We start from the raw sequence: 19,389 nt of genomic DNA on the forward strand, positions 1-19,389 counted from the left end.
TTTCATGGAGTCGCCACAAAGTACCTTGATCATTACCTTGGTTGGTTCAGGTATATGGATGCTCCTGGAAACCTTAATGAAAACAAGCTATTTCGCATTCAACAACAGTTAATGGGAACATAGCCAACATTTAAATACAGATGTTGCTTTAAAACACCTGTATTTAAATACTTTTGATTTATTTTTTAATAGTCTTGAATCCCCCTTCTATTTAGCGTGGAGTCAACCACTAAATATTTCAAGGCAATTTAAAAATATCAATTCGATGTAAACTTTCATCACTAACCGCTCCAAAATATATTGTCTTAGCAGGATGGGCTTTATCTGACGCTATAATTGATTTTACTTGCTCACATAAATAGCGTTTACACGTAAGCGAACGCAGTTCATGTGGTAAACGACATCCCCTTCCCCCTTGGAATATACAGCTGTTTTCAATTGACTCATCGACTATATAGCTTTGATATAAATTTACAATTTCACCATCTGAATACCTTGTACCTAAATTATTCTTTACATGTATTATGGAGTTAAAGTCTAAAAAACCATGATCTTTTCCTAGACGACAGCAGTGTCCTTTGCACGTGGCACAAGCTGTAGCCAGCCATACCGGGTCTTGTTGTTGATCGATAATTTGATGGTCAGACTGCGAATAAGGGAAATTTTTATGCGACTCTACATTATGCTGAAGCACTTGGGTTAAATGCTGAGTAAAGCGCTTAATACGTATTTTCGGCACTTTTTTTAGCACGTTTACATTACTTGGTACCAAGCCGACTAGCGTGCGTCCTAATTTTCCGTCACTTGGATGATACTCATTTACTTGGTCACCTTTCGAATGAACTTCTTGCACCAACTGTTCTTCCAACACAAGCTGCTGCTGCCTTTTTCGTTCAATTGCAACTCGTGCTTTAGCACGTTGACAATCCGGCAGGTTACAATACTTGCTGTGAAGGTACTGCGGACCTGTTAAGAACTTTAAGCAATGGTGACAATGATAACTTCCATTCATCGTGATTATCTCCTTATCACTTAAAGGTAGCACAATGCAAGGAAGTTATATGAACCTTAATTAGTTAGGTACAGACGATTAAAAAGTGATTTATTACTTTTCTTTGCCCATTAGCTTATCTTTAAGCATCCGCCAGTCGCCTATAAAGCTATACCAAGGATAAATAAAAGTTGCTGGTTTATTTTTTTCAAAAAAGAAATGTCCCACCCAAGCAAACGCATAGCCAGAAACAATTGCTGCTACCATTAAAAGTAACGATTGATAATAAAGTGCACCTATAAATAACAATAGGCCGAGTGACGTTCCTACATAGTGCAAGCCGCGACAAATTTTATTTTGATGTTGTGATAAATAAAAAGGATAAAACTGTTCAAAACTCTGATATTTCTTTATATCAGTCATTAATCTTGCTCCCGATAATGCACCATTAACGCACCACTAACTTTGCCAACCTGTACCTCTTTAATTAACTGATAATCAACATCGTTAAAGAATGCTCGATATTTATCATTAGTAGCATAAACCGCAACCCCTTCACTATCGGGGTGGGTCTCTAAAACGGTATTTACCGCCGCCATTAAATAATGACCAAAACCGTGATGTTGATGCAATGGATGAATGGCGATAAAACTTAGCATATGAAATTTTTTCAGCGGTACTTCCTGCATGATAATTTTTTCTTTTTCCATCATTTGCTTGGTTGAGAAGTAACCAGCACTTAACAGCATTTTCAGTCGCCAATGCCAAAAACGCTCAAATCCAACCCCATCATCAGGACTGTTTAAACAGGCAACCCCAACCATAGCCTCACCTAAATAAAGTCCAACCATAGGTTGTTTCGCCTGCCAGAACACGCCCAGTTCTTCTCGAATTGAAGCTCGTAGCCGTTGCTCATAGTCTTCTTTATCACCACTAAATATTTCTAAAAAAACCGGATCATCATGATATGCCTGATAAAGTAACGACGCTGCAATTTTTAAATCTTCCGCAGCTAAGTAAGTTGCTCTAATATCTACATTATTTGGTGTGGCTACAGTACTTGTCATACCCTTCCCCATTTTTCTTAACTATACAACTATATTGGTTTATACAACGCTATTTGTTGACAGCAAACTTTATTATTATTTTTTTTCGAAACTCCACCTTACCAGCAAGTTAAGAAGTAGGTCAATATTCAAACAGTTTCCTTGTTTAAGGTTATACTGTTAGAGACACTTATCGATTTCAGCAAAAAAATTGGAGGAATTATGGAGTCTATGCAACACAGCTTAAACGACCTATTCGCCCAACTTGGGTTAGATAATTCAAATGCCGATATTGAAAATTTTGTGAAAAAACATCAAGGCTTACCTATGTCAATCGGGTTATCACAAGCAACATTTTGGAGCCCTTCACAAGCCAATTTTATTCATCAGGCAAAAGAAGATGATGCCGATTGGGCTGAACTTGTTGACACGCTAGATTCAATGCTTCGTTAATTCTAGTTCGCAGTAAAACCAAATATTGTGAGTAGTTTTACATTTCAAAGCACATTTGTTACCGCTTGATAACTGGTACGACCTGATATAGAATATCGCCCGTTTAAAGCACATTAAATATATTGATGCGGTTTGCGATGGAAAAATATATTTAACCAAGTTAGTAATAGGTTGAATATGAATTTACAAACAAATCATTCGACTAGTAACTCAGTATTTACGATCAAAGTAGACGGAGCCTTAACCATAGAAAATTACTATGACTTTCGCTCTGCATTTCTAGCCATGAGCATAATTGGAGCAACATTTATCATGGATTTAAGTAATGCCGTAACTTTGGATGTATCTGCGTTAGCTATGTTATTAATCTTAAATGATTATGTTGATTCACAAAAAGGATACTTAGTCGTAAAGTTTCCGACACAAGAATGCCAAGCTTATCGATTACTTAGAGCTGCAAATTTTGATAAAAAATTTAACCTTAACAGCGAAGCTAGTTAATTTTTACTCTACTAGTACGATATAAAGCTTACAGCGACAGCTATTAAAATATAAAAGGGCTTATTAGCCCTTTTATATTATTCTCTATCAATTTAAACCAATACTAGTATCGTCTAAAGTAACGCATAGGCCTTTTCGCCCCAGCTCACTAACATACCATTTTTGAAAATTAGTGGTGTACATTCATCTTTTGTCGTTAAACCATCTTTGTGTTTACGATTAGTGCGATAGTAAAGCACTTGAATGTTTTCATCGTCTTTTTGATACACTTCATTAAAATCAGCGACACCCAAGGTATGTTGAACATCTGCAAAACTAGAGTTTAATTGTAGTACTGCAATTTTTTTACGATTTTCATATGCACGATCTTCATGATCAAAGCTATAGCCTCTATCTTCATCGCCGCCTACGGAAATTACACAGCCAGTTAATGACAAAGTTAATGGTAGTGCTGCAAGTAAAACAATTAGTGATTTTTTCATAGGTAATAATTCCTTAAGTTTGTTATTATTTACCTAGTCAGCAAATAATAGACCAACAAACTAAGTTATTGATATTAAATAAAATTTATTTATAGCGCTGCAAAACAGACTTATTGAGTTGGTCATATTTCCTAATTTTTAATAAATATCGATACCAGATGTGAAATATGACGATTAAAGGTGAAATATTATCCATTGCTAATCAAATAGCTAATGAAGGTGGTACACCTAGTGTAGCCAAAGTAAAAGCGCGATTAAGCCAACCTGCGCCATTACCAACAATTATACAAGCATTAAAAAATTGGCAGCATGAGCCTGAGAATATCCATACAAAAATGGATATTACTGAGTCCGAAAAGCCAACGAAAGATCAGGAGTTGGAACGAGCAATAGCTAACGCTATCGCTCCATTAGTAAAAGAAATTGAATTATTAAAACAACAAGTTATAGCCCTTGAGAAAAGTATAAAAATTAACAACGATTAGTCGTAAATTATTGGTGTTGCTTGGGCTAAAAACTCAGACAAGCTTTCTGCAAGCTTTTTATGTGGGGCCTTGCCTACTTGCTCAACCCAAACAGCACCAGTTTCATTCTCTATCGATAAAATAAAGTTTTCATCATCCGTTAAAGCAAAGAAAACCGTAGGTGATTGTTTGAGTTTTCTTTTCATTAAAATATGACCAATTAAGTTTTCCTGTAAGCGCTCAAAGTCAGCTTCACTCCATATGAATAACAAGCTGAAATGGCCTTCTTCGCAACTTAAATCAAAGCTTTCACTATAAATACTGGTAAAGTAGCATTTTATATCTGGATGTAACGCCAAACCTAAGGCGGATTCCATATTGTCGAAACTTAAATTTTCATTAATTACTACCGGATGCCAGTAGTCAGCTTCTTTTGAGTATTCACCCGACAAACAAGGTGATGGCCAGTTTTCATCTTTTTCGACCACAGGCAAATGTCCATGCTTTTGTTTAAAAAGTTCAACATATTGCTGGGATAGCTGATGAATTTGGGCAGACAAGTTAGATTTAGAGGGTACCATCAATTAATTTTCCTAGTAAAATAACGCCTAATAATGCTGAACTAGTGATTAAGCACAATATGACAAAGTATCAAAATAACGACTTATTACACGGATTAACGCTTGGAAAAGCAACCGAATATAGTAATAAGTATGACCCAAGCCTATTGCAAGGGGTACCACGCAGTTTAAATCGTGATGATTTAGCTATCGATCAACAAGCGCTGCCATTTTATGGCGAAGACATTTGGTATGGTTATGAGCTTTCTTGGCTAAACGCCAAGGGGAAACCTGTGGTTGCGGTAGCAGAGTTTGTTTTTCCTTGTACTAGTGAAAACCTCGTTGAGTCGAAATCATTTAAACTTTATTTAAATAGTTTTAACCAAAGCAAGTTTGAATCGATAAACGACGTTCGCCAAGCCTTGATTAAAGACTTAACCAGCACGGCCAAGGCTGAAGTTAGCGTTACCTTATATCCTGTTGATGACTGCCCTGCGCTTGATTTAACGAAAGTAGATGCCGTTTGTATTGACGAACTTGATGTCACTATCGATAGTTATCACTATCAACCTGAGCTATTAGAACAATCGGTTAATTTAACCAGTGAATTGTCGGCAATCGAGCTCACTGAACACTTAGTGAGTCATTTATTAAAATCTAATTGCTTGATCACGAATCAACCTGACTGGGCAACGGTTTATATCAGCTATACCGGCGCACCAATCAACCATGAAGCCCTACTAAAGTACTTAATTAGTTTCCGTGAGCACAATGAATTTCATGAGCAATGTGTTGAACGTATTTATTGCGATATCATGCAATATTGCCAGCCGAGTGAACTAACAGTTTACGCTAGATATACTCGTCGTGGAGGTTTAGACATCAACCCTTACCGAAGCTCTATGCATAGTATACCGCCACGCTGTCGCACTTATAGGCAATAAGTACGAAGCATTTACGTGTACTGCAGTATGAAGAAATGTCACATTGTGGAGCTAAATGTGCAGATAGACCATGTTCACCTTGTAGTTCGAACACCACCAAGTTTGAGTGTTTCAGAGTTGGTTGGGTATGTAAAAGGCCGAGTAGCAATCCGAATCTTTGCTAAATTTCCATACTTACGAAAGAAAAAGCTATGGGGAAATCATTTCTGGCAAAGAGGATACTTTGTTGATTCAGTTGGCGCTAACGAGGCAATAATAAAAAGGTATGTAAAATACCAAGACAAAGTTGCTAAAGAAGAGGAAGAGCGTCAATTACAACTGGATGTTGATAAATAAAAAAGCTCCCTTATAGGGAGCCGTGTCAAAGCCACCTGCTATGCAGGTGGATTTTTATTCGCTGCAATAAAGCAGTTTTATATAAAATTAACTATCAGCATTATTTAGCAGGTTCTGGAAATGTTAACCCTGTCCAAGCTTCAAATAATGCTTTTTGCTCAGCAGTTGCGTCTTTTTTCGCAACAACCGTTAACTCACCTGCAGGTTTTGGCTGTAATTTTACCGTTTTGTTAGCAAGTTCATCACGTCTAAAGAAAGTAAACGCCACTTTCTGATCGGCTTTAAAGTTCTTCAAACGTTTTTCTAGATCTTTATCTGCCATACGTAAACCATCAACCGCGATAATAATATCATCAGTTGTTAAACCAGCTTTCCACGCTGGGCTCCCCTTTTCAACACGAGTAACAATTAAACCATTATTATGTGGTTTAGTAGAAAGCCCCGTCCAAGCAGTAGTTTTATCATCGTTTCCATAGCTAATTTCTAAGCCCGATTTTGCTAACAACTCATCGAAATCAGGTTTAGCAAAACCATCAACATTTTGTTGCCACCAAGGAGCATAATCTTCACCTGTTACTCGGTTGATAATATTAATTACATCTTGATCGTTAAAGGTCTTAGGAATGCTATGCTCTTTATATAGAATATCATGAACATTGCGGTAACTTTTCACCAAGTTTGTTTGCTCTAATATTGCAACATCTAACATCCAAGACACTAAGAAGCCTTCCGAGTAAATATTTACGCTGTGGTTATTACCGTAATCACCACCCTCGTTTATCCAGCTATCAAAGCTCGCCTCAGCAACCGATTGCGCATCACGACCAGGCTTATGGTTATAACCTTTGATTCGACCAGCTAGGTTTTTCAACCACTCTTTAGCAGTCATCAACTCACCACGCATCAACAATTGATTTTGTAAGTAGCTAGTTGAGCCTTCTGATAACCATAACAAGTTTGAATAATTTTCATTTTGATAATCGTAAGGCACTAGTCCTTCTGGGCGGTACTGCTTGACGTTCCATGTATGAACAAACTCATGGGCTGCAGTGCCTAAAAAGCCTAAATAGTCTTTGCGATCTGAAAAGCTAAAACGTGAACGTTGGATAATGGTTGAGTTTAAATGCTCTGTTGCACCGCGCGCACCGCTGGTTGCGTGCACCATAAACACATATCGAGAAAATGGGTAGTCAGACCAAATGGCGCTACTTTGAGCGACCATTACTTCAAGATCTTTCACCATTTGCTTGCTATCGTAGTTACCCTGACCCCAGATCACTAACTCGTAATCACGGCCATCTACGCTAAATTCGTGATGTTCGTTAATTCCCGTTTCAATCGGTGAATCAATTAATACATCATAATTAGGGGCAATAAATTGGTGCTTATTACGACCCGTTGCTAAGCCTGATACACTGCGCCACTTTTTAGGTACTTTTAATTGAATAACATGCTTATCATCACGCGTTTTTTCGGTATACATCACCACGCCTGAAGCATCTAAAAATGCATGGCTGTCATCAACATGACGTGTACGATACCCCAATTGATTAGCGTAAACTTGGTAACTCACCTTGATACCGTCAGATAAGTCACCTGAAATACGCCACGTATCTTTATCAATTTTCTGCCATGTTTGAGTGTCATCGCCTAAGCTAAATTCGCGAATACCGTTGGCTAAGTTTAGAATTTCATAACGTCCTGTACGCCATGTTGGTAACTTTAAATCAACAGAAACAGCATCTGATTCAGGAAGCGTCAACGATACGTTGGCATAATGATGCTCGGCTTTAAGTAAATCGATATTTACTTTAACGTCGGCCAAAACCTGCGCAGAAAACACCGTAGAAAGAATAATGGATAATTGACCAAAACGACGAGTCAAAACATGCATATTAAAACGTGCCTTATAATAATTAGAGCGTACTCTAGCAAAATATGAAGCCCAGCATTTTACCTTGTTTGTATACAATTTCCATGGATAACCAACAAAAATCACAAGCTTAGACACTTAATGACAAATTTATTGTCACTAAAATAGTTTTATTGCCGGTTCTGATATACATTCAATAGTGAGAGCAAAGTGTAAATTTTTGCGCTAAAGTTTTGTTCAAGATATTGAAAGTTAATTTAATTTAGGGAAATGATTAACGATGAGCGAGAAATCTGTACCGCACAGTCAATTCAATCAATTAAAAATTAAGCTAGATACCGCTATCAACTCCCACAATGAACTAGAAGAAGATTTTAAAAAACGTTCTAGTTTGCTCAATGAATTTATCGCCAAATTGTCCTTATTATGCAAAGGCGTCGACTTAGTACTAGACAATCGCTTGGCTAAATTAAGAAATATGCTTAAAAAGCCATTTACTGTAACGGCATTAGAAACAGAGCTTGAAAGCATTACTAAGCTCTTACAGCAACAAGCGAATAAAAATGATGCCAATATTCGCCAAATGCACAATGAGTTTCATCATGCAGGCGAACTACTGCAAAAAAGTAAAGGTATGCCAGCCCAGTCTAGGCGTCAACTTAGAGAGCTCTTAACTAACAACAGCGACACCAAAGATTCGTTAATTCAATATATTCCTAAATTGAATGAACTATTAGCCATATATGCCGAGGTTTTGGCAACAAAAGACAATATTAAGGCGACGTTGCCATTTAGTCGTGAAGACGCGAAACCAATAGCACTGCAATATACCGGCTCAACGCAAAGTATTAACCAGTTCATTGAAATATTAGATAACTTAGTGCTGTCCGATCTTCAACAGAAAAAGTTAATACAGGTCAAGGCAAGCCTTGCCAGCTCTACTGACATCAACGATGCCGTGCTAGAGAATATGGTGAAAGCCTTTCAAATTGTTGCCGCAGATATGGAGCAAGAGCGCGCCACAGCTAAAACCTTTTTATCAACGTTATCTGGAGCTCTGACTAAGTTACAGCGCGCGGTAAAATCAACCTTAATTTACTCTGACGAGCAAAAACATTTACACGAAAAAATTAATCAAAAACTGAGTACTGAACTTGAAGCAATGACCACAGTGCTCAGTGATGCGAACTCGTTAAGTGAGGTTAAATCTTCTTTGTCAAAACGTATTGAAACCATTGCTAAAACGGTTGAAATCAAATCATTAAATGAATTGGAGTACTTCAATTCACTGGAAACACAGCTAGATCAAATGAAAGCAAAAGTGCTGGATTTAGAAAAGCAAGGCCAGACGTTTGAGAAGCGCCTATTAGAGCAACAAAAAAAGAGCAAGCAAGACGGCCTAACAAAACTAAACAACCGCGCGGCATTTGATGAGTATATCGCAAAGCAACTCGTTCGCTTCCATCATTCGCCATTTAAGTTGGCAATAGCCATCATTGATTTAGACGATTTTAAGCGAATCAATGATACTTATGGCCACACCGCAGGTGATAAAACCCTAAAAGTTATTGCTTCAACGATTGATAAACAATTAGGCGAGCTAGCGTTTACCGCTCGCTATGGCGGAGAAGAATTTGTGCTGGTTTTTGAAGAATTAAGTTATGGCGACTTAATGTTAACACTCAATAATTTACGCAAACACATCGCCAAATTACCATTTAAATTTAAAAACACCAAAGTCAATATCAGTACCTCCATTGGTGTCACCTATATAAAACCAGAAGACAACATTCATCAGGCGTTTGAAAGAGCCGACCAAGCACTCTATCAATCTAAAAACAACGGCAAAAACCAAGTTACCTACGCAGAATAAACACAGCGCCTACTGTCTTTCACCCAAAAAAGGGAGATTTCTATGCATATTCAAGTAAACCCTGTTGGCAACATGAACCTATTATCTCAATATGAAGTTGATCAACTACAAGAGTCGGTAAGCAAGAAGCTTTATGACCTATATCGCAATTGCTCACTTGCTGTATTAAATGTTGGTAGCCATACCGATGATGCTGAACAAATTTATCGCCAGTTTTTAGACTTTCAAATTACGGTGGTACGTCGTGAGCGTGGCGTCAAGCTTGACCTCCTAAACCCACCAGAAGAAGCCTTTGTTGACGGTAAAATCATTCGAGGTATTCGCGAGCACCTATCAGCAGTGCTGCGTGATATTTTATTTATCAACGATAAATATGATGCCCTATGCAACACGCCGAGTTGTGAACAAGATAAAATGACCCACATAGTGTTTGATATCCTGCGCAATGCCAATGCGATTTTACCCGAAAGTAAAGCCAACTTAATAACCTGTTGGGGCGGGCATTCAATTAACAATGATGAATATAAATACACCAAAGAGGTCGGTTATCAATTAGGCCTGCGTGGGTTTAATATTTGCACTGGTTGTGGCCCTGGCGCAATGAAAGGGCCAATGAAAGGTGCAACTATAGGCCATGCCAAGCAACGTAACCCTGTAGGTCGCTATTTAGGGCTAACCGAGCCGAGCATTATTGCTGCAGAGCCCCCCAACCCTATTGTTAATGAACTGATTATTATGCCTGATATTGAAAAGCGTTTAGAGGCATTTGTTCGACTTTCCCATGGCATTATTATTTTCCCTGGCGGCGCAGGTACTGCGGAAGAATTTCTGTATATTTTAGGTATTATGCTGCATGAAAAAAATGCAGAGCAAAAGTTGCCAATTATCTTAACTGGCCCAAAAGAAAGTGCCGAGTATTTTACTGAAATTGATAACTTTGTTGGTGCCACTTTAGGGAAAAAAGCACAAAGTTTGTATCAAATTATTATTGATGATGCGCCAAAAGTTGCCCAAACCCTAAACCAATCGCTTGAGCAAGTATTGGCGTACCGCAAGACAACGGGTGACTCATTTCACTTTAATTGGACGTTAGCCATTGATAAACAATTTCAACAACCATTTGAACCCTCGCACCAAAACATGGCAAACTTAACAGTCAAAAGTGACATGAACACTGCTGAACTTGCTGCGAACTTACGCCGGATATTTTCTGGTATTGTTGCCGGCAATGTAAAATCTAATGGCATAAAAGCGATAAGAAAGCATGGCCCATTTGTTATTTCTGGTGAAGAGAAAATTATGGCATTAATGGATAAGCTTTTAGCGTCTTTTGTAAAACAACAACGAATGAAGTTGCCTGGTAGTGAATATGTACCCTGTTATCAAATTGCTCAAGGATAGGTTGAATGACTGCACATGTTGTCTTAATTGATGCACTCAATCTGATCAGACGAATATATGCGGTGCAAGAGCGCCCATTTTTATTAAATAACGAACTGTCTGACAACACCAAAAAGCAAGTATTACACAACACAGTTCAAGCGTGCACTACAGCAGTAGCCAATATTTTAGCGCAATTGCAACCTACTCATGGTGTCGCGGTATTTGATAGTGAGCAGCTATGCTGGCGCTATCAATTGTACCCTGACTATAAAAAGGGGCGTAAAAAAATGCCCCAGCATTTAGCTGAGCAATTACCGGTGATCCAAGACGGCTTTTTATCGATCGGTATCGACTCAATTGAACCAGAGGAAGACGAAGCCGATGATGTTATTGCAACGCTGGCTATTAAAGTGGCACTGCGCAATCAGCAAGTAACGATTGTTTCCACCGACAAATGTTTTCTCTCATTATTAAACAACAATATTCATGTATATGATTATTTCAATCGACGCTATTTAGATGATCAGTACATTTCAGATAAATTCAGTGTAAAGTCTAGCCAACTTATTGATTTATGGGCGCTAACCGGCGACAGCACCAATAAAATCCCCGGCGTTGCCGGTGTTGGTCAAATCACCGCCGCCGAACTTATCAACACTTACGGCTCCCTTAGTGCGATATTAGCGGCGGATAAAGTTAAATCCTCCATTAAAGAAAAGCTTGAACAAGGCAAAGAAATGCTAAAACTTAGCCACCAACTTTTGACCTTAAAACAAAATATCCCGCTAGGTTTTAATTTAAAAGATATTCGCTTAAGCGATAACAGCTGTGATGTTGACTAAAAAACATTGACAAAATTTTAACTAACTATTTAAAAATGCTGGTCAAATCGCTATGCTATCGGCAGCATAAAAACAAGGTCCTTGCTGTATCTATTAACATGAATAAAAAAGTCATTCTTCGCATTTTATTAGCTTTAGCCGCTTACGGCGTTTTCGTTTTATTAGTCGTTAATTTTTATGACGACAACCCTGCCAATATGAAGTGGGAAGACAGAGAAGCATACAATCGACAATACATCGCTAAATTAAAATTAGAAGATTTTACCTTTGAGCAAGCGATTGAAGATTTAGGTAGCCCAGATATTACTGAGGCTAAGAAAGTGAATGGTATCAATTACCAAGTAATGTTTTATCGCACACAACACGTAAAGTCAGACGGTATAACCACCCAAGAAGAGTGTACACCATTGCTCTTTAGTAACGGGGTACTTACCGCTATCGGCAATGTTGCCTACACACAATTTAGCGATTTAAAGTTAGACTAAAGCACTATTCCTAATCACATCCTAGCCGCATAAAATATTGCGGCTTTCTGTAATTCATACTGAAAGCTTTATTACTGGCTTACAAGCCTAAGCCATGGTATAACACGCGCAATTTTTCAAAGTGGTACGACAAGCAGCGTTTTTCTGCTTTTCAACTATGCTTTGAAAACCCTTCATTCAAAGTTTAAAGGTAAAATTAAATGGCTAAGCAAACTATCACAGTAATTCCTGGCGACGGTATCGGTCCAGATATTATCGATGCAACAATTAAAGTTTTAGATAAAGCAGGTTGTGATTTCGATTATGAATATGCTGATGCAGGTTTAGTAGCATTAGAAAAGCACGGTGAATTAGTACCGGAAGAAACATTAGAACTAATCAAGAAAAACAAAATCACCCTAAAAGGCCCTTTAACAACGCCTGTAGGTGAAGGTTTTACGTCTATTAACGTAACTTTACGTAAGCAATTCCAACTTTATGCTAACGTACGCCCGGTATTGTCATTTAAAGGCACAAAAGCGCGTTACGAAAACATTGATATCATTACCATTCGTGAAAACACTGAAGGTATGTACTCAGGACTTGGTCAAACTATTTCTGAAGACGGCGCAACAGCAGAAGCTATGAGCTTAATTACTCGTGAAGGTGCTGAGCGCATTGTCGAGTTTGCCTATGAAACGGCACGTAAAGAAGGCCGTAAGAAAGTTACTGCCGTACACAAAGCAAACATCTTAAAATCAACTTCTGGCTTATTCTTAAAAGTTGCTCGTGAAGTTGGTGAACGTTACCCAGATATCGAATCTGCAGAAATGATTGTTGATAACTGTTGTATGCAGTTAGTAATGAACCCAGAGCAGTTCGACGTAATCGTTACCACTAACCTATTCGGTGATATTTTATCTGACTTATGTGCCGGTCTTGTTGGTGGTTTAGGTATGGCACCGGGTGCTAACATTGGTAAAGACTGTGCAATTTTCGAAGCGGTTCACGGTAGTGCGCCAGATATCGCAGGTAAAAACTTAGCCAACCCAACGTCTGTTATTCTGGCAGCTATTCAAATGCTTGAATACTTAGAAATGGGTGATAAAGCCGATGCAATTCGTAAAGCCATTACTGACGTGATTGAATCAGGTGACCGTACTACGCGTGACTTAGGCGGCACACACGGTACTACAGACTTTACTGAAGCAGTATTAGAGCGTTTATAATTTTATAACTTCTCAAACAGCTAATATAAAAAGCCCCGCCATTAACGGGGCTTTTTTATTAAGTCATTGTAAATGTCTAGTTTTTTTACAATAAAATATATATTCCCGACAAAACACCTCTCCTTTTAATAAATTTAACACATTTTTTACAAGGCAAAATATTAAACTTCTTAATATTCAAATGGTTAAAGATTCGGCACAACAACTGCTTAATTTTCAACCAAAAAAAACAATGAGAAGGAATATCTATGAAACACAAAACGTTAAGAACACTTTTTTACGCTGTTACTTCTGCCACAATACTTGCCTCTTTTACTAGCCAAGCAGGCTTAGTCAAAAGTTCCACATCGGTTAACCTTACCCAGCGAACTTGTACCTCTGTAGCCGATGATTTCGATGGCTACATAGCGAAGTGGGGAGATACCATGTCTAATCCAGATCATGGTTTCCCCTTTTCAAATAATAAGGCTGATTTAACCCCGGCTGACGCCTGTATTTTCAATACACAATGGGAGGTATTTTTTGAAGGAGCAAATCCTGGTACAAAAATATCTATGGATCAAATATCCCCCAATATTAGTAGTGCTTACCTAGAAAATGATGATGGTGATATTTGGTTGCAAGCTGAGCTAGATGATACTGAATTGGCATTACCCGAAGCTCATTTCGTAGTTAACGCGGATTATGGAGAACGAAATTCTGCAAATTTATTTTCGGCTCAAAGCTATTTATGGTCAGGCGAAACGACAACACTAGAGTTCAGCGCTAACTTTGATTTCGCTCTATCAAATGGGGCTTGGGGAAACGATCCAGATTCATTTTATATTTTACAAATTGGCGCTAGCCAAAATATGACATTTGGTGAACAGCTATTTCCTGAATACTGGGGAGAATCTTTGGATGTTAGTTCTTACTTGTCTGCAGAAGATAATGGCATTGTTGACACTAGTAAAAACTATCGAAATATGACTATCTCATTCGAAGTAAACAACGGTGACGAATTCCAACTTTGGGGACTATCGCAAGCATTTGCATTAAACGGAGGTTGGGTTGATTCTGCAAATACCATGACGACAAGTTTAGGTATAAAGGGGATAGATAGTGATGAAGAAGTGAAAGCAATATTTGCCAGTTCACTTAGCATTGTTTCAGTACCTGAGCCCCCTGCTATAGCATTAATGTTATTTTCCTTAATTGTGTTACTTCGAAAATTAAGTCATCAGTAACGGATTATTTGTACTTTTACGTGAATAATCTATACCTAGTACAATTCAAGCTCCAATTAATTCGGAGCTTGAATTTGATAGTAAAGCTAACCCTTTACCAATGGCGGTGGTGATAATAACCGTGCATGTACGGTAATTTCTTCACGATCATAATACAAATGCTTAGCATACATTTCGTATTTCACTTCATGCTCGGCAAATCTGTCTTTGATCATTTGTAAGTCTTTTTGTACTTGCTGGTAGCGCCCTTTCATTGGCAACTTCAAATTAAACATCGCTTCTTTGCAGTAGCCATGCAATAGCCATTCTGTCATTAAGTAGGCTACACGATGCGGCTTTTCTACCATATCGCAGACCAGCCAATAAACATTTTGTTTTGCCGGAATAAATTTAAAACCATCCACCATAAAATGCTTAACTTGCCCAGTTTCCATTAGCGATTCTGCCATAGGGCCATTATCCACCGCTTGCACCATCATACCGCGGCGCACTAGCTGATAAGTCCAACCACCGGGTGCTGCACCTAAATCAACCGCGCGTAGACCTGACGTTAAACGAGTTTCCCATTCGCTTTTAGGAATAAAGTATAAAAACGCTTCATCAAGCTTTAATGTTGAGCGGCTCGGCGCTTGAGAAGGAAACTTAAGCCTTGGAATGCCCATCACATGTGGCGAGGTATTAGTGCCTAATGAAAATCCTAAAATCACTTCACTGCCAGAGAAGAATAGCGCATGTAAAACCGCGCCTTCATTATCATCTTTTTCAGTTAACACTTTGTTTTTACGCAATGCTTGGCGCAGTGGTACGGCAAGCTTTCGACAAAATTTAGTTAACTCTTTACCTTCGTTGCTATCTGGCGTTTCCATGCGTAAATCGGCATATTGCCAATCTGTGCCAAGCGCTTCACAAATTGCTTCAACACGATTGTAGTCAGGTAATTCAATTTTTTCGGTTAAGGTAACAAACCATTGGCGAGCAAAAATAAGGCGCTTTAATGGCAACTTTTCCATCAACTTTTCGCCATCTTCAGCTTGGTGTAAATGAAAAAAGACCACACCCTGCTTTTTCATTATTTCAAGGTAGCCATATATTTCATTCCATGCGGCTTTTTCTTGAATTTCAGCGCCACATTCTTTTTCAAAGCCTGGACGACAATATAAAACTATTGAGGTTTTCATTTTCTTTTACCTTTTAACGACAACGCCGGTATATACCAAAGACAGCCAAGCCAAAGCTAACGTTACACCGCCCATTGGCGTTAATTTACCAATAACGGGCATCATCAACAGGGTTTTTAAATATAACGTACCGCTGAACAATAAAATGCCCAGCACCAATAAACCAGCGCTCAGATATAAGGTTTTACGCGGTTTGAACTGTATTAGTACATATACCGCTAGTAGCGCAAGCGTATGAATTACTTGATAATGATGTGCTGTTGTCAGCCGACTATTTAGCTCTGCTGACAAATTTACGCCGGCATGAGCTAACCAAGCGCCGAATAATACGCAGAAAGCACCACTAACACCAATAAAAATAGGAATAAATCGCGCAATAAATATATTAAGCATTTGCTAGCTTCTCATTAATGTAATTAACAATAGCATCTGCCGCACTTTTAATATGGGCACTATAGTTAAAACCCGATTTTACTCGCGGCTTTAAATCATGATCACCATCAGGCAGAAAGTTCACTTTACATAACTCGGGCAATTGATAGCCGGCGATCTCTATTTCATCACCTAACTTGTCTCGTTCACCTTGCACTATCAGTATATCGTTATCACGCTGAGTCAGTGGCTCTAGCCTTAGGTTTTCAGGTTTACCAATTGGGTGAAAAGGATAACCTAGGCAAAAAGTACCTAAAATAGACTTATTAAGCTGAGTATCTAAAGGTAGCTCCATATCACTGGTCAACATTGCTGCGACACGGCTGCCCATAGATTTTCCGCCAATAAATAACGGCAAGTCATTTGAAGTTTGATTAATATGATCAATAAAACAGTCAAGAAGTTTAGGCATGCGATCTGGCGGTCGGCGTTTACCATCTGCTAAACGCTTATCCATATAGGGAAAGTTAAATCGAATAACCGAAATACCTTGTTCAACTAATAAATCACTGACCTTAACGATAAAATCAGACGACTTATCTGCACCGGCACCATGAGCAAAGAGCACATTGGCTTTAGGTGTTTTTGCGTGTTGAATAATTACTGAGCTTGTCATCGAATTTGCCCATCTTCAATGTGCTCACGTTCGCTTTCAACTGTCGTTAACATCCACTCGCGAAACGCTGCAATTTTACCGACATCTGCTTGATGTTCTCTACAGACAATGTAATAAGCATTTTTACTCACTAAAACATCATTAAATGGACAAACTAACCGACCTGCATCGATATCTGGCTTTGCCAAAACACTGTAGGCTAACGCAATACCTTGGCCATGAATAGCAGCCTGAAGAACCATCGACGAGTGACTAAAAATAGGCCCGTGATTAACGTTAACGCCTTTAACACCAACATCTTTAAACCAGCGCTTCCAGTCACGACGAGAGGTATCATGCAATAATGTATGATTAGCTAAATCATTCAACGTATATAACGGCTTTTTACCATTCATTAGCAGCGGTGAGCACACTGGAATTAAATATTCGGTATATAGCTTTTCCGCTAATACTTTGCTCCAGCGCCCGCGACCATAATAAATTGCAACATCAACATCTTCGGTTAATGAATTTTCAGCTTGATCCACCGCGACAATTCGCACATCTATATCGGGGTGTAATGCATTAAACGCGTTTAGTCTGGGTACCAGCCACTGAATAGCAACACTGGGCTGCAGTGCAACGGTAATTGCCCCTTTGGCGCCCCGAGCTAAAAGCTTCTCAGTGGCTTCGTGTAGTGCATTAAAAATATCTTTTATATCTAAATAATAGGCTTGGCCTTCTTCTGTTAATAATAATGCACGGTTTTTTCGCATAAACAGTTTAATGCCTAAATGCTCTTCCAATGCTTTAATTTGATGACTAATTGCTGCTTGCGTAACAAAAAGTTCTTCTGCTGCACGAGTAAAACTTAACTGCCGAGCAGCCGCTTCAAACGCGCGTAAGGCATTTAACGGTGGGAGACGAGAGGCCAAAGCAACCTACCTGATAAAGAGAAAAAAGACTATCGCGGGATTATGACAAAGAAATGAAATCACGGCAAATTAATTCATTAGTTTTTCTAATGTAAAAAGTGAATTTATGTCAGTGTTAACTCTTGACCATTTGGCTTAAAATTTCCCCTGTAGATGAAGGACAACATCTCTAAGTCTTGATTTGACTATTTAAAATTTGATTACGTTCCCAACCCGTAATCATTTCCGGTGGAGATAGGTTCTTTTACATCTATAAGGAAAATTGACGTAATTTAAAGGTAACCTCATGAAAAAAATCACTCTAACCATTGCAGCGATATTATCGCTCGTCGTTAGCCAAGTACAGGCTAAAACTGCTACTGTTGCCGAAAAAGCAACAAAAATTAACAATCAAGTTTATGTCACTATTGCCCATAACTATATATCTGAGCAAGGCACAAAAGACTTAGCAATTACATTAAAGCCACAGATTCTGATCTTAAACAAAAGTCAGATTAAGGTGAATGCAAGTGCTAATACCTTAATGGCATATGCCAGTGCCGATCAAAAGTTAAACGTCGCTGAATAATTTAAGTTTGTTAATTTAATCAATTTAGTTAGGCACTTAGTTAGACAACCAGTTAGGCATAGAATACAACAACCTAGCCTAACATCTGCAATAAACATAGAATACAACCAATAAAAAAGGTGCTAAAAGCACCTTTTTTGATTTTTAAACTGTTATTTAGATTTAGTCAGTCACTAGGGGCTCAAAACCTTTAACTAAATCATCAATCGCTTTCATTTGCGCTAAGTAAGGCTCTAGTTTATCTAATGGCAATGCACACGGGCCATCGCACTTGGCTTCACTTGGATTTGGGTGTGCTTCAATAAATAACCCCGCAATACCTAATGCCATGCCACTACGGGCAAGTTGTGCCGCTTGCGCGCGTCGACCGTCAGCCGAATCACTACGACCACCTGGTTTTTGTAGGGCATGAGTTGCATCAAAAATCACTGGCGCGTAATGCGTCATTTCATCCATCGCCAGCATATCAACCACTAAATTATTGTAGCCATAGCAACTACCCCGCTCACAAAGCATCACTTTTTCATTACCCGCTTCAGCAAACTTTTTAATGATATGGCGCATTTCATGAGCCGCTAAAAACTGCGGTTTCTTAACATTAATTGCAGCGCCGGTTTTCGCCATAGCCACAACTAAATCGGTTTGACGTGCTAAAAATGCTGGTAATTGAATAACATCAACCACGTCAGCAACTGGCTGTGCCTGATATGGTTCGTGAACGTCAGTAATGATCGGTACATTGAACGTTGACTTAATCTCTTCAAATATTTTTAAGCCTTCATCCATACCTGGACCGCGGTATGAGTGAACCGATGAGCGATTTGCCTTATCAAACGATGCTTTAAACACATAAGGAATATTCAGCTTTTGTGTCACTTCAACATAGTGCTCACAGATTTTCAGTGCTAAATCACGAGACTCCAGTACGTTCATACCGCCAAACAAAGTAAATGGCTTATCGTTTGCCACTTCTATTGTGCTGACATTCACTTTATTAATTGTCATTAATATTCC

General features: G+C 38.6%; 22 protein-coding genes and 2 pseudogenes. 13 read left to right on the plus strand and 11 right to left on the minus strand.

From position 1 onward, the window contains the following. Positions 1-123, plus strand: a pseudogene (locus ACOB82_RS12265) (IS1595 family transposase); the annotation flags it as partial. A 115-nt stretch (positions 124-238) separates the two neighbouring features. Here ACOB82_RS12265 and ACOB82_RS12270 read toward each other — a convergent pair. The 3 genes from ACOB82_RS12270 to ACOB82_RS12280 all read right to left on the minus strand — a co-directional run bounded on the left by ACOB82_RS12270 (position 239) and on the right by ACOB82_RS12280 (position 2,058). After that, positions 239-1,012 (minus strand): hypothetical protein, encoded by a 774-nt coding sequence (locus ACOB82_RS12270; protein WP_448213275.1) that lies wholly within the window; start codon positions 1,010-1,012, stop codon positions 239-241. Between the two features lie 93 nt (positions 1,013-1,105). Beyond that, positions 1,106-1,414 (minus strand): Mpo1-like protein, encoded by a 309-nt coding sequence (locus tag ACOB82_RS12275; protein WP_448213276.1) that lies wholly within the window; start codon positions 1,412-1,414, stop codon positions 1,106-1,108. Continuing rightward, a complete protein-coding gene (locus ACOB82_RS12280) occupies positions 1,414-2,058 on the minus strand; it encodes a GNAT family N-acetyltransferase (RefSeq protein ID WP_448213277.1) in 645 nt (214 codons plus the stop codon). Before ACOB82_RS12280 ends, ACOB82_RS12275 begins: the two co-directional genes overlap by 1 nt. A 201-nt stretch (positions 2,059-2,259) precedes the next feature. On the opposite strand from ACOB82_RS12280, the gene ACOB82_RS12285 reads away from it, so the two are divergent. Together ACOB82_RS12285 and ACOB82_RS12290 are read left to right on the plus strand one after the other, a co-directional pair. Continuing rightward, positions 2,260-2,490, plus strand: a complete 231-nt coding sequence (locus ACOB82_RS12285; RefSeq protein WP_448213278.1) for a DUF2789 family protein — start codon at positions 2,260-2,262, stop codon at positions 2,488-2,490. A 177-nt stretch (positions 2,491-2,667) separates the two neighbouring features. Further along, positions 2,668-2,991 (plus strand): STAS domain-containing protein, encoded by a 324-nt coding sequence (locus ACOB82_RS12290; RefSeq protein WP_448213279.1) that lies wholly within the window; start codon positions 2,668-2,670, stop codon positions 2,989-2,991. Positions 2,992-3,104: 113 nt separating this feature from the next. On the opposite strand, the gene ACOB82_RS12295 is transcribed toward ACOB82_RS12290, so the two are convergent. Then, entirely contained in the window at positions 3,105-3,473 is a 369-nt protein-coding gene (locus ACOB82_RS12295) for a DUF3192 domain-containing protein (protein ID WP_448213280.1), read from the minus strand. A gap of 167 nt (positions 3,474-3,640) precedes the next feature. Here ACOB82_RS12295 and ACOB82_RS12300 point away from each other — a divergent pair, with 167 nt between their 5' ends. Beyond that, entirely contained in the window at positions 3,641-3,958 is a 318-nt protein-coding gene (locus ACOB82_RS12300; RefSeq protein ID WP_448213281.1) for a hypothetical protein, read from the plus strand. Here the strand turns inward: ACOB82_RS12300 and syd are convergent. Beyond that, positions 3,955-4,518 carry a SecY-interacting protein gene (syd, locus tag ACOB82_RS12305; RefSeq protein WP_448213377.1) on the minus strand — a complete coding sequence of 188 codons (564 nt, stop codon included), beginning with the start codon at positions 4,516-4,518 and terminating at the stop codon, positions 3,955-3,957. The genes ACOB82_RS12300 and syd overlap by 4 nt on opposite strands. A 59-nt stretch (positions 4,519-4,577) precedes the next feature. Between syd and queF the strand changes: the two genes are divergently transcribed. Both queF and tnpA read left to right on the plus strand, forming a co-directional pair. Next, on the plus strand, positions 4,578-5,441 hold the full coding sequence (queF, locus tag ACOB82_RS12310; protein WP_448213282.1) for an NADPH-dependent 7-cyano-7-deazaguanine reductase QueF: 864 nt from the start codon (positions 4,578-4,580) through the stop codon (positions 5,439-5,441). A 3-nt stretch (positions 5,442-5,444) separates the two neighbouring features. Then, positions 5,445-5,777, plus strand: a pseudogene (tnpA, locus tag ACOB82_RS12315) (IS200/IS605 family transposase); the annotation flags it as partial. 100 nt (positions 5,778-5,877) lie between these two features. Here tnpA and ACOB82_RS12320 read toward each other — a convergent pair. After that, a complete protein-coding gene (locus tag ACOB82_RS12320) occupies positions 5,878-7,671 on the minus strand; it encodes a M61 family metallopeptidase (protein WP_448213283.1) in 1,794 nt (597 codons plus the stop codon). 259 nt (positions 7,672-7,930) lie between these two features. Between ACOB82_RS12320 and ACOB82_RS12325 the strand changes: the two genes are divergently transcribed. The 6 genes from ACOB82_RS12325 (at position 7,931) to ACOB82_RS12350 (ending at position 14,667) form a co-directional block, all read left to right on the plus strand. Then, on the plus strand, positions 7,931-9,523 hold the full coding sequence (locus tag ACOB82_RS12325; protein ID WP_448213284.1) for a GGDEF domain-containing protein: 1,593 nt from the start codon (positions 7,931-7,933) through the stop codon (positions 9,521-9,523). 42 nt (positions 9,524-9,565) lie between these two features. Next, positions 9,566-10,924: a nucleotide 5'-monophosphate nucleosidase PpnN gene (gene ppnN / locus ACOB82_RS12330; protein WP_448213285.1), complete on the plus strand. Its 1,359-nt coding sequence runs from the start codon at positions 9,566-9,568 to the stop codon at positions 10,922-10,924. A 5-nt stretch (positions 10,925-10,929) separates the two neighbouring features. Then, complete coding sequence (gene xni, locus ACOB82_RS12335) at positions 10,930-11,748, plus strand: flap endonuclease Xni (protein WP_448213286.1); 819 nt, start codon at positions 10,930-10,932, stop codon at positions 11,746-11,748. Between the two features lie 98 nt (positions 11,749-11,846). Further along, on the plus strand, positions 11,847-12,233 hold the full coding sequence (locus ACOB82_RS12340) for a DUF3192 domain-containing protein (RefSeq protein WP_448213287.1): 387 nt from the start codon (positions 11,847-11,849) through the stop codon (positions 12,231-12,233). 200 nt (positions 12,234-12,433) lie between these two features. Continuing rightward, a complete protein-coding gene (locus ACOB82_RS12345) occupies positions 12,434-13,441 on the plus strand; it encodes an isocitrate dehydrogenase (protein ID WP_448213288.1) in 1,008 nt (335 codons plus the stop codon). A 248-nt stretch (positions 13,442-13,689) separates the two neighbouring features. Then, positions 13,690-14,667 carry a hypothetical protein gene (locus tag ACOB82_RS12350; RefSeq protein WP_448213289.1) on the plus strand — a complete coding sequence of 326 codons (978 nt, stop codon included), beginning with the start codon at positions 13,690-13,692 and terminating at the stop codon, positions 14,665-14,667. An 86-nt stretch (positions 14,668-14,753) separates the two neighbouring features. Here ACOB82_RS12350 and rlmM read toward each other — a convergent pair whose 3' ends face one another. Genes rlmM through ACOB82_RS12370 form a run of 4 tightly spaced genes read right to left on the minus strand, consistent with a single transcriptional unit; the run spans position 14,754 to position 17,807 of the window. Continuing rightward, positions 14,754-15,845, minus strand: a complete 1,092-nt coding sequence (gene rlmM, locus ACOB82_RS12355; protein ID WP_448213290.1) for a 23S rRNA (cytidine(2498)-2'-O)-methyltransferase RlmM — start codon at positions 15,843-15,845, stop codon at positions 14,754-14,756. Positions 15,846-15,851: 6 nt separating this feature from the next. After that, positions 15,852-16,238 carry a DUF423 domain-containing protein gene (locus ACOB82_RS12360; RefSeq protein ID WP_448213291.1) on the minus strand — a complete coding sequence of 129 codons (387 nt, stop codon included), beginning with the start codon at positions 16,236-16,238 and terminating at the stop codon, positions 15,852-15,854. Next, complete coding sequence (locus tag ACOB82_RS12365; protein WP_448213292.1) at positions 16,231-16,893, minus strand: alpha/beta family hydrolase; 663 nt, start codon at positions 16,891-16,893, stop codon at positions 16,231-16,233. Before ACOB82_RS12365 ends, ACOB82_RS12360 begins: the two co-directional genes overlap by 8 nt. Next, the gene (locus ACOB82_RS12370; protein ID WP_448213293.1) at positions 16,890-17,807 is read right to left on the minus strand and encodes a transcriptional regulator GcvA; all 918 of its coding nucleotides are present in this window, start codon (positions 17,805-17,807) and stop codon (positions 16,890-16,892) included. The genes ACOB82_RS12365 and ACOB82_RS12370 overlap by 4 nt, the downstream gene beginning before the upstream one ends. A gap of 286 nt (positions 17,808-18,093) precedes the next feature. On the opposite strand from ACOB82_RS12370, the gene ACOB82_RS12375 reads away from it, so the two are divergent. Continuing rightward, positions 18,094-18,375 (plus strand): hypothetical protein, encoded by a 282-nt coding sequence (locus ACOB82_RS12375; RefSeq protein WP_448213294.1) that lies wholly within the window; start codon positions 18,094-18,096, stop codon positions 18,373-18,375. A gap of 162 nt (positions 18,376-18,537) precedes the next feature. Here the strand turns inward: ACOB82_RS12375 and kdsA are convergent, their stop codons facing one another. Beyond that, complete coding sequence (gene kdsA / locus ACOB82_RS12380) at positions 18,538-19,380, minus strand: 3-deoxy-8-phosphooctulonate synthase (protein WP_448213295.1); 843 nt, start codon at positions 19,378-19,380, stop codon at positions 18,538-18,540. Between the last annotated feature and the right edge of the window lie 9 nt (positions 19,381-19,389).

Source organism: Colwellia sp. MEBiC06753 (assembly GCF_053470325.1).

Coding starts and splice junctions, on each gene's coding strand:
- ACOB82_RS12270 (WP_448213275.1), bottom strand. CDS start 1,012: ATGAATGGAAGTTATCATTGTCACCATTGCTTAAAGTTCTTAACAGGT.
- ACOB82_RS12320 (WP_448213283.1), bottom strand. CDS start 7,671: ATGCATGTTTTGACTCGTCGTTTTGGTCAATTATCCATTATTCTTTCT.
- syd (WP_448213377.1), bottom strand. CDS start 4,518: ATGGTACCCTCTAAATCTAACTTGTCTGCCCAAATTCATCAGCTATCC.
- ACOB82_RS12280 (WP_448213277.1), bottom strand. CDS start 2,058: ATGACAAGTACTGTAGCCACACCAAATAATGTAGATATTAGAGCAACT.
- ACOB82_RS12340 (WP_448213287.1), top strand. CDS start 11,847: ATGAATAAAAAAGTCATTCTTCGCATTTTATTAGCTTTAGCCGCTTAC.
- ACOB82_RS12350 (WP_448213289.1), top strand. CDS start 13,690: ATGAAACACAAAACGTTAAGAACACTTTTTTACGCTGTTACTTCTGCC.
- ACOB82_RS12360 (WP_448213291.1), bottom strand. CDS start 16,238: ATGCTTAATATATTTATTGCGCGATTTATTCCTATTTTTATTGGTGTT.
- ACOB82_RS12365 (WP_448213292.1), bottom strand. CDS start 16,893: ATGACAAGCTCAGTAATTATTCAACACGCAAAAACACCTAAAGCCAAT.
- ACOB82_RS12375 (WP_448213294.1), top strand. CDS start 18,094: ATGAAAAAAATCACTCTAACCATTGCAGCGATATTATCGCTCGTCGTT.
- ACOB82_RS12290 (WP_448213279.1), top strand. CDS start 2,668: ATGAATTTACAAACAAATCATTCGACTAGTAACTCAGTATTTACGATC.
- ACOB82_RS12285 (WP_448213278.1), top strand. CDS start 2,260: ATGGAGTCTATGCAACACAGCTTAAACGACCTATTCGCCCAACTTGGG.
- ACOB82_RS12345 (WP_448213288.1), top strand. CDS start 12,434: ATGGCTAAGCAAACTATCACAGTAATTCCTGGCGACGGTATCGGTCCA.
- queF (WP_448213282.1), top strand. CDS start 4,578: ATGACAAAGTATCAAAATAACGACTTATTACACGGATTAACGCTTGGA.
- rlmM (WP_448213290.1), bottom strand. CDS start 15,845: ATGAAAACCTCAATAGTTTTATATTGTCGTCCAGGCTTTGAAAAAGAA.
- ACOB82_RS12300 (WP_448213281.1), top strand. CDS start 3,641: ATGACGATTAAAGGTGAAATATTATCCATTGCTAATCAAATAGCTAAT.
- ACOB82_RS12275 (WP_448213276.1), bottom strand. CDS start 1,414: ATGACTGATATAAAGAAATATCAGAGTTTTGAACAGTTTTATCCTTTT.
- kdsA (WP_448213295.1), bottom strand. CDS start 19,380: ATGACAATTAATAAAGTGAATGTCAGCACAATAGAAGTGGCAAACGAT.
- xni (WP_448213286.1), top strand. CDS start 10,930: ATGACTGCACATGTTGTCTTAATTGATGCACTCAATCTGATCAGACGA.
- ACOB82_RS12325 (WP_448213284.1), top strand. CDS start 7,931: ATGAGCGAGAAATCTGTACCGCACAGTCAATTCAATCAATTAAAAATT.
- ACOB82_RS12295 (WP_448213280.1), bottom strand. CDS start 3,473: ATGAAAAAATCACTAATTGTTTTACTTGCAGCACTACCATTAACTTTG.
- ppnN (WP_448213285.1), top strand. CDS start 9,566: ATGCATATTCAAGTAAACCCTGTTGGCAACATGAACCTATTATCTCAA.